The sequence below is a fragment of the Streptomyces cinerochromogenes genome (assembly GCF_014648635.1).
Taxonomy (GTDB): domain Bacteria; phylum Actinomycetota; class Actinomycetes; order Streptomycetales; family Streptomycetaceae; genus Streptomyces; species Streptomyces cinerochromogenes.
This window is the reverse complement of the sequence record NZ_BMRM01000015.1, coordinates 23,944-37,875: the sequence shown is the minus strand read 5'-3', so window position 1 is coordinate 37,875 and position 13,932 is coordinate 23,944. Positions and strand designations below refer to the sequence as shown.

The 13,932-nt window shown below is 73.6% G+C and carries 11 protein-coding genes and 1 pseudogene; 9 read left to right on the top strand and 3 right to left on the bottom strand.

Going from position 1 to position 13,932, the window contains the following annotated elements; translation table 11 throughout:
* Positions 1-39 precede the first annotated feature (39 nt).
* Entirely contained in the window at positions 40-519 is a 480-nt protein-coding gene (locus IEZ20_RS26855; RefSeq protein WP_189303308.1) for a MarR family winged helix-turn-helix transcriptional regulator, read from the bottom strand.
* Between the two features lie 120 nt (positions 520-639).
* Between IEZ20_RS26855 and IEZ20_RS26850 the strand changes: the two genes are divergently transcribed.
* Entirely contained in the window at positions 640-1,509 is an 870-nt protein-coding gene (locus IEZ20_RS26850; protein WP_189303306.1) for an NmrA/HSCARG family protein, read from the top strand.
* Positions 1,510-1,591: 82 nt separating this feature from the next.
* Complete coding sequence (locus tag IEZ20_RS26845) at positions 1,592-3,667, top strand: pectinesterase family protein (RefSeq protein ID WP_189303304.1); 2,076 nt, start codon at positions 1,592-1,594, stop codon at positions 3,665-3,667.
* 73 nt (positions 3,668-3,740) lie between these two features.
* Here IEZ20_RS26845 and IEZ20_RS26840 read toward each other — a convergent pair whose 3' ends face one another.
* Positions 3,741-5,525: a bifunctional metallophosphatase/5'-nucleotidase gene (locus IEZ20_RS26840; protein WP_189303302.1), complete on the bottom strand. Its 1,785-nt coding sequence runs from the start codon at positions 5,523-5,525 to the stop codon at positions 3,741-3,743.
* 159 nt (positions 5,526-5,684) lie between these two features.
* Here IEZ20_RS26840 and mshD point away from each other — a divergent pair, with 159 nt between their 5' ends.
* On the top strand, positions 5,685-6,611 hold the full coding sequence (gene mshD, locus IEZ20_RS26835; RefSeq protein WP_189303300.1) for a mycothiol synthase: 927 nt from the start codon (positions 5,685-5,687) through the stop codon (positions 6,609-6,611).
* 249 nt (positions 6,612-6,860) lie between these two features.
* Here mshD and IEZ20_RS39895 read toward each other — a convergent pair.
* Positions 6,861-7,091: pseudogene (locus IEZ20_RS39895) on the bottom strand (RNA polymerase subunit sigma-24); the annotation flags it as partial.
* A 112-nt stretch (positions 7,092-7,203) separates the two neighbouring features.
* Here IEZ20_RS39895 and IEZ20_RS26830 point away from each other — a divergent pair.
* The 6 genes from IEZ20_RS26830 (at position 7,204) to IEZ20_RS26805 (ending at position 13,915) form a co-directional block, all read left to right on the top strand.
* The gene (locus IEZ20_RS26830) at positions 7,204-7,590 is read left to right on the top strand and encodes a GntR family transcriptional regulator (protein WP_189303298.1); all 387 of its coding nucleotides are present in this window, start codon (positions 7,204-7,206) and stop codon (positions 7,588-7,590) included.
* Positions 7,587-8,480 (top strand): ABC transporter ATP-binding protein, encoded by an 894-nt coding sequence (locus tag IEZ20_RS26825; protein WP_189303296.1) that lies wholly within the window; start codon positions 7,587-7,589, stop codon positions 8,478-8,480. Before IEZ20_RS26830 ends, IEZ20_RS26825 begins: the two co-directional genes overlap by 4 nt.
* The gene (locus IEZ20_RS26820) at positions 8,477-9,547 is read left to right on the top strand and encodes an ABC-2 membrane transporter-related protein (protein ID WP_189303294.1); all 1,071 of its coding nucleotides are present in this window, start codon (positions 8,477-8,479) and stop codon (positions 9,545-9,547) included. Before IEZ20_RS26825 ends, IEZ20_RS26820 begins: the two co-directional genes overlap by 4 nt.
* A complete protein-coding gene (locus IEZ20_RS26815; RefSeq protein ID WP_189303292.1) occupies positions 9,544-10,296 on the top strand; it encodes an ABC-2 membrane transporter-related protein in 753 nt (250 codons plus the stop codon). Before IEZ20_RS26820 ends, IEZ20_RS26815 begins: the two co-directional genes overlap by 4 nt.
* A 159-nt stretch (positions 10,297-10,455) precedes the next feature.
* Entirely contained in the window at positions 10,456-12,816 is a 2,361-nt protein-coding gene (locus IEZ20_RS26810) for an RNA degradosome polyphosphate kinase (protein ID WP_189303290.1), read from the top strand.
* The gene (locus IEZ20_RS26805; RefSeq protein WP_189303288.1) at positions 12,797-13,915 is read left to right on the top strand and encodes a CHAD domain-containing protein; all 1,119 of its coding nucleotides are present in this window, start codon (positions 12,797-12,799) and stop codon (positions 13,913-13,915) included. Before IEZ20_RS26810 ends, IEZ20_RS26805 begins: the two co-directional genes overlap by 20 nt.
* Positions 13,916-13,932 lie beyond the last annotated feature (17 nt).

Genomic DNA, 13,932 nt, shown 5'->3' with positions numbered 1-13,932 from the left:
CGGCACGGCTCGGTCCGGCCCGGCACGGCTCAGTCCGGCTCAGTCCGGCTCGGGCATGGTCCGCAGGCGCTCGATCTGGGTGTGGCTGAGGTCGTGCGCCCGGCGCATGTGCCGGGTGATCGCCCTCAGCTCGTCCTCGCTGTGGTCGTCCAGAAGGGTCTGCCAGGTCCGGCCGAGGTCGTCCCAGAGCGCGGTGACGCGGGCGGTCCGCTCGGGGACCGGGGTGACCAGCACCCGGCGGCGGTCCTGCCGGTCGGGGGTGCGGGCGACGTAGCCGCCGCGCTCCAGCCGGTCCACGAGACGGGTGGCCGAGCCGGTGGTGAGCCCGGTGCGGTCGGCGATCTGGCGGACGGTGAGCGGCTCCGGTTCGGCGGTCAGCAGGCTCAGGGCCTGGACGTCGGTCGGGTGCAGCCCGAGGTGGTCGGCGACGGCCTGGTTGAACAGCACGTACGCGGCCAGGTAGCGCCGGGACTCCAGGGCCAGCTCCTCGTAGAGGCGGGCGCGGTCGGGGTCTGGCACGGCGGGCTCCTTCCCTGGGTCCTCGCAAAAACAACTGCGCGACGCAGCGAACTCTGTCTATTCTGCTGCGCGACGCAGCAAATGCGTCACGCAGTAATCCTATCCGTCAGGGGGACCCCCATGCTCACCATCGCCGTCACCGGCGCCACCGGCGCCCAGGGCGGGGCCACCGCCCGCGCCCTGCTGGGCACCGGCCACCGCGTCCGCGCCCTCACCCGCCGGCCCGGTTCACCCGCCGCCGACGCCCTGCGCGCGGCGGGAGCAGAGGTCCGGCACGCCGACTTCGACGACCGCGCCTCCCTCGACGCGGCCCTCGCCGGCGCCGACGGGCTCTTCGCGGTCACCACCCCCTTCGGCACGGACACCACCACCGAGATCCGGCAGGGCACGGCCCTCGTGGACGCCGCAGCCCGGGCCCGCCTCGGCCATGTCGTCCTCACCTCCGCCGCCCACGCCGACCGGGGCACCGGCATCCCGCACTACGAGAGCAAGTGGGCGGTCGAACAGCACCTGCGCGCCTCCGGGCCGCCCTGGACGGTGATCGCGCCGGCCGCGTTCATGGACAACTTCGCGACCGGCTGGAGCCTCGACGGACTGCGCGCCGGCGTCTTCGCCTGGCCCATGCCGGCCGACCGGCCGCTCACCCTCGTCCCGGCCGCCGACATCGGCGCGTTCGCCGCGCTGGTCCTCGGCCGCCGGGACGACTTCGCGGGCCACCGGATCGACATCGCCTCCGACGAGTGCACCCCCGCGCAGATCGCGGCCGCCCTCACCACCGCCCTCGGCCGCCCGGTCATCCACCAGGAGGTCCCCCTCGCCCAGGTCCGCACCCACTCCGCCGACCTGGCGGCGATGTTCGCCTACTTCACCGACGCCGGCCTCCCCGTCGACGTCCCCGGCCTGCGCCGCGCCCACCCGGAGGTCGGCTGGTCCCGCTTCGCCGATTGGGCCGCGGACCAGGACTGGGCGACCCTGTTGGACCGGCCGTAGTTCGGGTGGGGCAACCTTCCCCCGCCCCGCGGCGACTCCAGGTCAGCACCCTGCCCGGACGGACCACCGACTGGAGTCGCCCATGAGTTCCCGCACCCCCCGCGCCCGCCACCGCAAGGGCCGTACGGCGCTCGCCTTCGGGCTGCCGCTCGCACTCACCGCCGCCGGCGCCCTCGGCTACGGCCTCCTCGCCCCCGGCGCCCAGCAGCACGCCTCCGCCGCCACCGCCGTACCGGCCTGGGCCGCCGCCACCGCCGACGGGTTCGCCTCCGTCGACGCGCTCGGGCAGAACGGCACGTACGGCGGGCGCGGCGGCGAGATCGTCACCGTGCGGACCCTCGCCGACCTGGAGAAGTACGCCACCGCCGAGAAGCCGTACATCATCGTCGTGGCCGCGGCGATCACGATGGACCCCGTCGGCAAGGAGATCAAGGTCCAGTCGGACAAGACCATCATCGGCTCCGGCACCTCGGGGCAGATCGTCGGCGGCGGCTTCTTCCTCGGCCGGGGCGTCCACAACGTGATCATCCGGAACCTGACCATCCGGGACGCGTACCAGGGCGTCTGGAACGACAAGGAGCACGACTACGACGGCATCCAGATGGACGGCGCCCACCACGTCTGGATCGACCACAACGACATCCGGCACATGGCCGACGGGCTCATCGACAGCCGCAAGGACACCACCTACCTGACCGTCTCCTGGAACCGGCTCGGCCAGGAGAACAAGGCGTTCGGCATCGGCTGGACCGAGCACACCACCGCCGACCTCACGATCCACCACAACTGGATCCGCGAGACCGAGCAGCGCAACCCCTCCACGGACAACGTCGCCCACGCGCACCTGTACAACAACTACCTCCAGGACGAGCCGGGGACGACGATCACGTCCTCGTACGGCACCTACGCGCGCGGCACGACCAACATGCTGCTGGAGAACTCGTACTTCCAGGGGCTGAACAACCCGGTGATCAGGGACAGCACCGCCACCCTCGTCCAGCGCGGCAACGTCTTCTCCGGCACCGCCGGCCGCAACGAGAGCGGGGGCACGGGCGCCGCCTGGGACCCCAGGAGCTACTACGGCTACACCGCCGACAAGGCGGCCGACGTGCCGTCGGTCGTCAAGTCCGGTGCGGGGCCGCGCACTTCCCTGGGCACGACGGCCGGCACGAAGGCCGGTACGAAGGCCGGTACGAAGGCCGCCGTCACCACCCTCACCGTCGCCAAGGACGGCTCCGGGCAGTACACGACCGTGCAGGCCGCCGTGAACGCCGTCCCCGCGAACAACCCCTCCCGGGTCGTCATCGCCGTGAAGCCGGGCACCTACCGGGAGACCGTCAAGGTCCCCTCCGGCAAGCCGCACGTCACGATCCAGGGCACGGGCGGCAGCCGCAAGGACACCGTCATCGTCTACGACAACGCCTCCGGAACGCCCAAGCCGGGCGGCGGCACGTACGGCACCGGCGGCAGCGCCACCGTCGCCGTCGAGGCCGACGACTTCCAGGCCCGCAACCTCAGCATCTCCAACGACTTCGACGAGCGTGCCCACCAGGACATCGCCCAGCAGGCCGTCGCCCTGCGCACGGCCGCCGACAAGGTGTTCCTGGACGGGGTCATCGTCAGCGGCGACCAGGACACGCTGCTCCTCGACACCGCCGCGAAGGACAGGCTCGGCCGGGTCTACATGACCAACTCCTACGTCACCGGCAACGTCGACTTCGTCTTCGGGCGGGCCACCGCCGTCCTCGACCGGTCGGTGATCACCCTGAAGAAGCGCTGGGACGGCAGCTCCGCCGGCTACGTCACGGCCCCCAGCACCGCGGCCGGCCGCAAGGGCATCCTGATCGCCAACTCCACGGTGAGCGGCGACGTCTCCGACCGCAGCTTCTACCTCGGCCGGCCCTGGCACGCCGGCGGTGACGCCGGCCTCGACCCGCAGACCACCGTCCGCAACACGTCGTTGAGCGCCGCGGTCAGGACCGCGCCCTGGACCGACATGAGCGGCTTCTCCTGGAAGGACGACCGCTTCGCCGAGTACCGGAACACCGGCGCGGGAGCGGGCGCGGCGAGCACCGACCGCCCCCAACTGACCGACGCCCAGGCCGCGGACCAGGAGGTCGCGGACTGGCTGGGGGACTGGACGCCCGCCGCCTCCTGACCCGGGCCGCCGCAGCTCCTCTTCCGGGCGGGGCCGGAAGAGGAGCTGAGGAGAGGGTCCCGCCCGGCGGGGCTCAGCCCACGACCGTGATCCGGTCCGCCTTCGGCGGGGCGATCGGGTTCGCGGCCGACGAGTTCGCCGTCAGGTACTTCTCCAGCGCGCTCAGGTCGTCCGAGCCGACCAGGTCGTTCGTGCCCTGGCCCAGCGTCGGGAAGCCGTCGCCGCCGCCCGCGAGGAAGCTGTTGGTGGCGACGCGGTAGGTGGCCGCGGGGTCGATCGGGGCGCCGTTCAGGCGGATCGAGTCGGTGACCACGCGGTCCGCGCCGGACTTGGTGAGGTCGAGGGTGTAGGTGAGTCCGGCGGACGGCTGGAGGATCTTCGGGACCGCCGCGTTGACGCCGCTGACCTGCTCCTTGAGCACCTGGACCAGCTGGGCGCCGGTGAAGTCCTGGAGGTTCACGGTGTTGGAGAACGGCTGCACCGTGAAGCCCTCGGCGTAGGTGACCACGCCGTCGCCCTCGGCTCCCTTGGCCGCGTAGGTCAGGCCGGCCCGGACACCGCCCGGGTTCATCAGGGCCAGGCTGGTCTTCGGGTCCAGCTCACGGCCGTGGGCGAGCTGCGCGTCGGCGATCAGGTCGCCCATCGGGGACTCGGTGCCGGTGTTGTTGACGTCGGCGGAGATGTAGCCGATGGGGCGGTTGCCGATGGGGGCGGCCAGGGCGTTCCAGCGGGAGATCAGGCCGGTCATGTCCGCCGCCTTGGGGACGTCCCGGGTGACCACGTGGTTCGCGGACCTCACCGCCGTACGCGCGATGTCGCCGGTACGGCGGTCGTAGGTGAGCGTGGTGTCGGTGTAGAGGCGGCCGAAGGAGGACGCCGAGGTCACCATGCGGGGGCGGCCGGACGGGTCCGGGATCGTGCAGACGTACGCCTGGTGGGTGTGGCCGGTCACCAGGGCGTCCACCGCCGGGGTGACGTTCTTGGCGATGTCCACGATCGGGCCGGAGATGCCGCTGCCCGCGCCCGGGGAGTCGCAGTCGTAGTTGTAGGAGCCGGAGGCCGGGTAGCCGCCCTCGTGGATCAGGGCCACGATCGACTGCACGCCCTGGCGCTGGAGGACCTTGGCGTACTTGTTGATGGTCTCCGCCTCGTCCTTGAAGGTCAGGCCCTTGACGCCGTCGGCGGAGACGATGCCCGGGGTGCCCTCCAGGGTGACGCCGATGAAGCCGATCCTGACGTCCTTCTTCTTCCAGACCCAGTACGGCTTCAGGATCGGCTTGCCGGTCTTCTCGTCCTGGACGTTCGCGGCCAGGTACGGGAAGTCGGCGCCCTGGAACTCCCGGTCGCCGTAGCAACCGTCGGTGGGGTGGCAGCCGCCGTTCTGCAGGCGGGCCAGTTCCCGGGCGCCCTCGTCGAACTCGTGGTTGCCGACCGAGGTGACGTCCAGGTCCAGCTTGTTCAGCGCCTCGACGGTGGGCTCGTCGTGGAACAGGCCCGACAGCAGCGGGGAGGCGCCGACCAGGTCGCCGCCGGCCGCGGTGACCGAGTACGGATGGCCCTTGCGGGCCTGGCGGAGGTGGGTCGCGAGGTACTCGACACCGCCCGCGTCGATCGTCTTCGTCGTGCCGTCCGGCTGGAGTTCGGTGACCCGGCCGGAGGAGCCCGACGGAGGCTCCAGGTTGCCGTGCAGGTCGTTGAAGGACAGCAGCTGGACGTCCTGGTAGCGGCCCGGCCGGTGGTGGCTCTCGTGCGCGTCCGCCGGGAGGGCGGCAATCAGCGCCGCCGCCGTGGCGAGGGTGGCTGCGCTCGCGAGAAGGGCGTGCGTACGGCGTCCGGTGCGCCGGGGCGCGGCTGGCATGGGACCCCCCTGTGGGTCGGCTGTGGTGGCTCGGCGCAGCCTAGAGTCAACGCGCGTAGCGCGACAGGGGGTTCAGGGTTACATCCTGGTTTCCCTTTACGGATCCTTTTGCGGCCGGTGTGCCGGGACTTCCCCCGGTGGCCCCGTACTCTCGTACGCATGAGCAGCGACGACACCGTACCGGGCTTTCCCGCCCGCTCCATCGAGACCTTCTCCGCGCTCACCCCGGACCGGGCCGAGGCCGTGCTGCGCCTGCTCGGCGAGGCCGCCCGGATCGACGGGCACCAGCCGGTGTCCGAGCAGGGCCGGCTGCAGCTGCGCGGGGGCAGCCGCGAGGGCGTCTCGCATCTGCTGCTGTCCGTCGACGGCGAACTCGTCGGCTACGCCCAGCTGGAGGACACCGACCCGGTGGAGGCGCCGGCCGCCGAGCTGGTCGTGCACCCCGGGCACCGCGGGCACGGGCACGGGCGGGCGCTCGGCGCGGCCCTGCTCGCCGCCTCCGGCAAGCGGCTGCGGGTGTGGGCGCACGGCGGCCACCCCGCCGCCCGGCACCTGGCCCAGGTGCTCGGTCTGACCCTGTTCCGCGAACTGCGCCAGATGCGCAGGCCGTTGACCGACCTGGAGCTGCCCGATCCGGTGCTGCCGGAGGGCGTGACCGTGCGCGCCTTCGTGCCCGGCAAGGACGACGCGGCCTGGCTCGCGGTGAACGCCGCCGCCTTCGCCCACCACCCCGAGCAGGGTTCGCTGACCCAGCGCGACCTGGACGACCGCAAGGCCGAGCCCTGGTTCGATCCGGCCGGGTTCTTCCTCGCCGAACGGCGCGGGGAGCTGGTCGGCTTCCACTGGACCAAGGTGCACGCCGAGGAGGGGCTCGGCGAGGTGTACGTCCTCGGGGTACGGCCCGGCGAACAGGGCGGCGGCCTCGGCAAGGCCCTCACCACGATCGGGCTGCGCCACCTGGCCGCGCAGCAGCTGCCGACCGCGATGCTCTACGTCGACGCCGACAACAAGGCGGCGGTGTCGGTGTACGAGCGGCTGGGGTTCACGGTGCACGAGACGGACCTGATGTACCGCGCGGAGACGTGAGCGGGGCCCCCGCCGGGGGGTGAGCGGTCGTGGGGCGCGGATCCAGGCTGGTCGGCCGTCGGCCGGTAGCGGCCCAGCGGTTGGCCGAGGGCCGGGCACCCCGCCGTCACCGACCCCGCCGTCGGCCACGCCCGGTGCTCGCGGGCCGTCGCCCGCCCGGGGTCCCGGGGGGTCCGCGAACAGGACCCGGCGGTCGCTCACGACCAGCGGCGCGAGGAGGGCGGTGGCGAGGAGGGCCGTGGCGGCCGGCCGGGCCGGCGCCTGCCGCAGCCGGCCCCGCGTCCCCTCGCCGCGCAGCGCGTCCACGAGCCGGCGGGAGCCGATGCGCCACAGCCAGACGGACCCGGCGCCGGCGCAGCGCCCGCGCAGCCGGGCGGTCGGCCAGGGCGCGTGCCGCCGGTACGACTGCTCGAAGGCGTGCCGGTCGCGGGCCGCCGCGATGGCCCGCAGCAGTTCCCCGTCGGTCCTCGTCTCGCTCACGTGTCCTCATCGGAAGGGCCCCGCCGATCGGCCCACGGGGCCCGCGGTTGACTTCCGGGGCCGCCTTGCCCCACCCTTTCACTACTCAATTAGTGAAAGGGTGGTTGTACCGATGGTCGAGTACCGCATCGACCGGCACAGCGGCGTGGCCACCTATGTGCAGATCGTCCAGCAGACCAAACAGGCCCTCCGCATGGGCCTGCTGAAGCCGGGCGACCGGCTGCCCACCGCACGCGAGGTCGTGGAGGCCACCGCCATCAACCCCAACACCGTCCTGAAGGCGTACCGCGAACTGGAACGCGAGGGCCTGGTGGAGGCGCGGCGCGGCCTCGGCACCTTCGTCCGGCGGTCCCTGGGCACCGCCCCCGCCGACTCCCCGCTGCGCACGGAGCTGGAGCAGTGGGCGGGCCGCGCCCGCGCCGCCGGACTGGAGCGGGACGACGTGGCCGCACTCTTCACTGCCGTACTCGACACGCACTTCCAGGGAGACCCGACATGAGCAGCGACACGGCGTTGAGGGCCGAGGCTCTGGGGAAACGGTTCGGCCTCCGTGCGCGCTGGGCCCTGCGGGACTGCTCGTTCCGGCTGCCCGCCGGGCGGGTGTGCGCGGTCGTCGGCCCCAACGGCGCCGGCAAGTCCACCCTGCTCGCCCTGGCCGCCGGGCTCACCGCGCCCACCGAGGGCAGTGTGAGCGTGCTCGGCACCACGCCGTCCGCCGCCCGCCCCCGGGTCGGCTTCGTCGCCCAGGACAAGCCGCTGTACCCGCAGCTCACCGTCGCCGAGACGCTGCGCATGGGCGCCGACCTCAACCCCGGCCACTGGGACGCGGCCGGCGCCGAGCGGGTCGTCAGGGGCGGCGGCCTGGACCCCCGGGCCCGGGTCCGCTCCCTCTCCGGCGGCCAGCGCAGCCGGGTCGCGCTCGCCCTCGCCCTCGGCAAGCGGCCCGAACTGCTGCTCCTGGACGAGCCGATGGCCGACCTCGACCCGCTGGCCCGGCACGAGCTGATGGGCACGCTCATGGCGCAGGCCGCCCAGTACGGCACCACCATCGTGATGTCCTCGCACGTCGTCGCCGAGCTGGAGGACTCCTGCGACCACCTGCTGCTGGTCGGCGACGGCCGGATCCGGCTGGCCGGCGAGATCGACGACCTGCTCGCCGCCCATCTGCGGGTGTCCGGCGCCGCGGACTCCGCCGGCCTCGGCGGGCACACCGTGGTCGAGTCCCGGGTCACCGGCCGCCAGGTCAGCGCGCTGATCCGCCCGGCCGGACCGCTCCCCGGCGACTGGCGCAGCGCCACGCCCTCCCTGGAGGAACTCGTCCTCGCCCATCTGCGCAACCCCGGGGCGCCCGCCCTGACCCCGGCCGAGACCGAGGAGCACGCCGCGTGACCGCCGCCCCGAGCGCCCCCGCCCGGGCGACCACCGCTCCGCGCCAGATCCGCTGGCTGCTGCGCCTGCACCGCCCCGCGCTGTGCGCCTGGGCCGTCCTCGTCGTCGGCCTGGCCGCCACGCTGCTGTGGCTGTGGGGCCCGCTCACCGACGCCGCGGCCACCGGCTGGCACCAGTACCACACCCGCTGCTGGAGCGCCGCCCCGTGCCGGTACGACCAGGACGCGATCCTGCGCTACAAGGACCTCCACCAGTACACGACCGTCGCCGTCCTGGCGGTCCCGTTCCTGGCCGCCGCCTGGGCCGGTGCCGCCCTGACCGGGCGCGAGCTGGAGACCGGCACGGCACGGCTGTCCTGGACGCAGACGGTGTCACCGGTGCGCTGGCTGGCCACCCGGCTCACCGTGCCGGCCCTCCTCGTCACCGCCGGCACCGGTCTGCTCGCGCTGCTGCACCACGTGGTCTGGTCGGCGGGGTACCACCGGATCGACTCCGTCAAGCCCTGGGACGACGTGCCCACCTTCTACACGGGCGGCCCGATCGTCGTCGGGCTCGCGCTGGCCGGTCTCGTCCTCGGCGCGCTCATCGGGCTGCTGCTGGGCCGCTCGCTGCTCGCGCTGTGCGCCTCCGCGCTCGCCGTGGTCCCGCTGTGGATCGCCGTCCACACGGCCCTGCCGCACCTGTGGCCGGTCGCCACCAGCGTCAGCGGGCGCCGGGCCTTCCCGTCGTACTCGGGCATCAAGGTCGAGGAGGGCGTCGTCACCGCGTCCGGCGCCCACCGGCCCGCCTCCACCTGCACCATCGACCTCAGCCCCGGGTGCCGGGCCCTCAACGACCGGCGCGGCGCCACCGGCTTCTACACCGACTACCACCCCTACTCCCACTACTGGCCGCTGCAGCTGGCCACGACCGGCGCCCTGCTCGCCCTCGCCGCCCTGCTCGCCGGGTTCGCCCTCTGGCTGGTACGGCGCCGCACCACGGGCACCCGGCCCGGCGGGAAGGCCGCCCCCGGCGCGGGAACCGGTACGGGAGCCGTTGCGCACGCCGGTACGGGAGCCGCCGTATGACCGCGCTCGCCCCCACCCGCCCCGCCGTCCGCCGCACCCTGCTCCGGCTGCACCGGCCGGCCCTGCTCGTCTGGACCGCCTTCGTCCTGCTCGCCGCCGGCGCACTGCTCTGGGTCCACCACACGGCGGCCCCCCGGGACCGGGACTGCGCGCGCCCCGGCCACTGGTGCACCTACACCGCCCTCACCGACACGAACAACGTCATGAACCTGCTCGGCGAGGCCCTCTCCTACGCGCCCTGCGCGGTGGCCGCCTGGGCCGGGGCCGCGCTGATCGGCCGCGAGCTGGAGACCGGCACCGCGCGGCTGGTCTGGACCCAGGCCGTCACCCCGGTCCGCTGGCTGACCGCCAAGCTGACCACGGCCGCCCTGCCCCTGCTGACCGGGTCCGCGCTGCTCGCCCTGGTCTACGGCAGGGTGTGGTCCGCGGACCACGACGTCCTGGTCACCCACTGGACGTGGGACCGCGTCTTCGTGCCGCGCGGCCCGCTGCTGCCCGCTCTGGTGCTGTGCGCGCTGGTCCTCGGCGCCCTCGCCGGTCTGGCCCTGCGCCGCACCCTCCCGGCGCTCGCCGCCGCCTGCGCCGCCACCCTCGCCCTGCGGCTGTACCTGCGCGAGCTGTGGCGTCCGCTGCGCGGCCCGCTGACCGGGTTCTGGCCCCTGCACCTGGCCGCCACCGGCCTGGTCCTCGCCGTCGCCGCGGCCGCCGGTGCCGCCGCGTACGCCCTGCTGCGCCGCCGGGCCGCCTAACGGTCCGGATCCACGCCGGTCCGGTACGCCCCTCCGCGGGGGGAGGGACGTACCGGACCGGCGTTTTCGCATCCGTGAACCCCTTCGAGCCGCCCCCCGCTATCCCGCACGTCATGTCGCCGTAACCATTGATTCAGCAAGACTTGCGACGCTCGGCCAATGAAGCCCGCCGTGCCAGAGCCTTCGCCGCCCCCCGAGGAGCCCGCGGGGAACGGGGCCGTGACGCTCCCGCCCGCGCGTTCCGACGCGCCCGTGTCGCCCGTGGCGCGGAAGAATGGGTTCATGAGTCAGCGAGACACCCAGGCAGAGGTACAGCACCCGCAGCCCTCCGTGGGCTCCATCGCCGCGCACCGCCAGCACGCCGTGGCCGCCGTGGTCTCCGACCTGGAACCCGATCTCGACGCGGGTCTCGACGCGTACGAGGAGGCCCCGGGCGACGGCACCCCCCTGCCCCAGGGCCGCTTCCTCGACCGGGAGCGCAGCTGGCTGGCCTTCAACGAGCGGGTCCTGGAGCTGGCCGAGGACCCCAACACCCCCCTGCTGGAACGCGCGAACTTCCTCGCCATCTTCGCCAGCAACCTGGACGAGTTCTTCATGGTCCGGGTGGCCGGCCTGAAGCGCCGTATCGCCACCGGGGTGGCGACGAGGTCCGCCTCCGGCCTCCAGCCGCGCGAGGTGCTGGAGATGATCTGGGCCCGCTCCCGCGAGCTGATGGCCCGGCACGCCGCCTGCTACCACGAGGACGTCGCCCCCGCCCTCGCCGACGAGGGCATCCACCTGGTCCGCTGGTCGGAGCTGACCGACAAGGAACAGGCCCGCCTCTTCACGCTCTTCCGGCACCAGATCTTCCCCGTCCTCACGCCGCTGGCCGTCGACCCCGCGCACCCCTTCCCGTACATCTCCGGCCTCTCCCTGAACCTGGCCGTGGTCGTGCGCAACCCGGTCAGCGGGCACAAGCACTTCGCGCGCGTGAAGGTACCGCCGCTGCTGTCCCGCTTCCTGGAGGCCTCCCCGGGCCGCTACGTCCCCATCGAGGACGTCATCGCCGCCCCCAACCACCTGGAAGAGCTGTTCCCGGGCATGGAGATCCTGGAGCACCACGCCTTCCGGATCACCCGCAACGAGGACCTGGAGGTCGAGGAGGACGACGCCGAGAACCTCCTCCAGGCCCTGGAGAAGGAACTCATGCGGCGCCGCTTCGGCCCGCCGGTGCGCCTGGAGGTCGAGGAGTCCATCGACCGCGAGGTGCTGGACCTGCTGGTCCGCGAGCTGAAGATCTCCGAGGCCGAGGTCTACCCGCTGCCCGGTCCCCTGGACCTCACCGGCCTCTTCCGCATCCACAGCCTCGACCGGCCCGAGCTGAAGTACCCGAAGTTCATCGCCGGCACCCACCGCGACCTCGCCGAGGTCGAGTCGGCGTCCCCGCCCGACATCTTCGCGGCCCTGCGCGCCCGGGACGTGCTCCTGCACCACCCGTACGACTCCTTCTCCACCTCGGTCCAGGCCTTCCTGGAGCAGGCCGCGGCCGACCCCGACGTCCTCGCGATCAAGCAGACCCTGTACCGCACCTCCGGCGACTCCCCGATAGTCGACGCGCTCATCGACGCCGCCGAGTCCGGCAAGCAGGTCCTCGTCCTGGTCGAGATCAAGGCCCGCTTCGACGAGCACGCCAACATCAAGTGGGCGCGCAAGCTGGAGGAGTCCGGCTGCCATGTCGTCTACGGCCTGGTCGGCCTGAAGACGCACTGCAAGCTGTCCCTGGTGGTCCGCCAGGAGGGCGAGACCCTGCGCCGCTACAGCCACGTCGGCACCGGCAACTACCACCCGAAGACGGCCCGCCTCTACGAGGACCTCGGCCTGCTGACGGCCGACCCGCAGGTGGGCGCGGACCTCTCCGACCTCTTCAACCGCCTCTCCGGCTACTCCCGCCGGGAGACCTACCGACGGCTGCTGGTGGCTCCCAAGTCCCTGCGGGACGGGCTGGTCGCGCGGATCAACAAGGAGGTCCAGCACCACCGTGCGGGCCGTCCGGCCTTCGTCCGCATCAAGGTCAACTCGATGGTGGACGAGGCGGTCATCGACGCCCTCTACCGGGCCTCCCAGGCGGGGGTGCCGGTCGACATCTGGGTGCGGGGCATCTGTGCCGTCCGCCCGGGCGTCCCGGGCCTGTCGGAGAACATACGGGTCCGCTCGATCCTCGGCCGCTTCCTCGAACACTCCCGGGTCTTCGCCTTCGGCAACGGCGGCGAACCGGAGGTGTGGATCGGCAGCGCCGACATGATGCACCGCAACCTCGACCGCCGGATAGAGGCCCTGGTCCGGGTCGTCGACCCCGGCCACCGCGCGGCCCTCAACCGGCTGCTCGACACCGGCATGTCCGACACCACCGCCTCCTGGCACCTCGGCCCGGACGGCGAGTGGACGCGGCACGCGACCGACGCGGACGGCCAACCCCTGCGCAACGTCCAGGAGATGCTCATAGACGCCCGGAGGCGCCGGCGTGGCACAGCAACACCTTGACCCGACGGGTTCCGCGGCCGTGGTGGCGACGGGTGACGCCCTCGCGGGCTACCTGCGCGCCCAGGCCACGGAGTTCCTCCGCGCGCTGCGGGCCCACCGGGAGACGGGCGGTGGTACGGCGAACGGCGCGGAGGAGTCCGTCGACGCGGCCCGCCTCCTGCGCCGCTCGGCCCGCCGCATCAGCGGCAGCCTGCACACCTTCCGCTCCCTCCTCGACCCCGACTGGTCGGAGGAGATGCGCCCGGAACTGGCCTGGCTGTCGGGCACGCTGGGCCTGGAGCACGCGTACGAGGCCCGGCTGGAACGGCTGTTGCTGGCGCTGCACCGGCTGTCGGGCGCGGCGGTCCTGCCCGCACAGGCAGTGGACCTCGCCGTGCCCGCGGGCAGCCGTGCCGCCGGGACGGCGCCCGCCCAGGCGAAAGCGGCGGCGGGAAGCCCCGGCGGGCCGGCCGGCGCGACGGCGGCCCCGGAGCGCGGCAGCCTCACCGTCGGCGCGGCGAAGGCCGGCGCCCTGCTGGAACGCCAGCTCACCCTCGCCCGGACCAGGGCCCACTCCACCGCGCTCCAGGCCCTCGGCTCCTCCCGCTTCCACGCCGTCGCGGACAAGGTCGCCTTACTGGCCAGCGACGTCCCCCTCACCCCCACCGCCCCCACCGCCGACCTGCGCCCCCTGGCCGCCGCGGCGCAGGAGCGCCTCACGGACGCCGTCGCCGCGCTCCCCCTGGTCACCGCCGGCCACCCCTACAACGCCGAGGCCCTGGTCCACGGCCTGTCCCCGGACCCCTCCCCGCACCCCCAGGACGGCCCCTGGCACCAGGTCCGCCTGCTGCTGCGCCTGCACCGGTACGCCCGCGAGGTGCTGCACGGCGGCAACAACCCGGTGGACGTACGGCTGCTGGCGGCGGGCCAGGCACTGAACCGGCACCGGGACGCCTCCGAGGCGGCCGCGGCGGCGGCCCAGGCGGCCCGGACCCCGCGGATCACCCCCGCGACGGCCTACGCCCTCGGCGTGCTCCACGCCGACCAGCGGCACGAGGTCGAGGCGGCCCGGTTCGCCTTCCAGCAGGCCTGGCAGAAGCAGACCGTCAACGCGCCCTGACGTCATGGACACCCTGC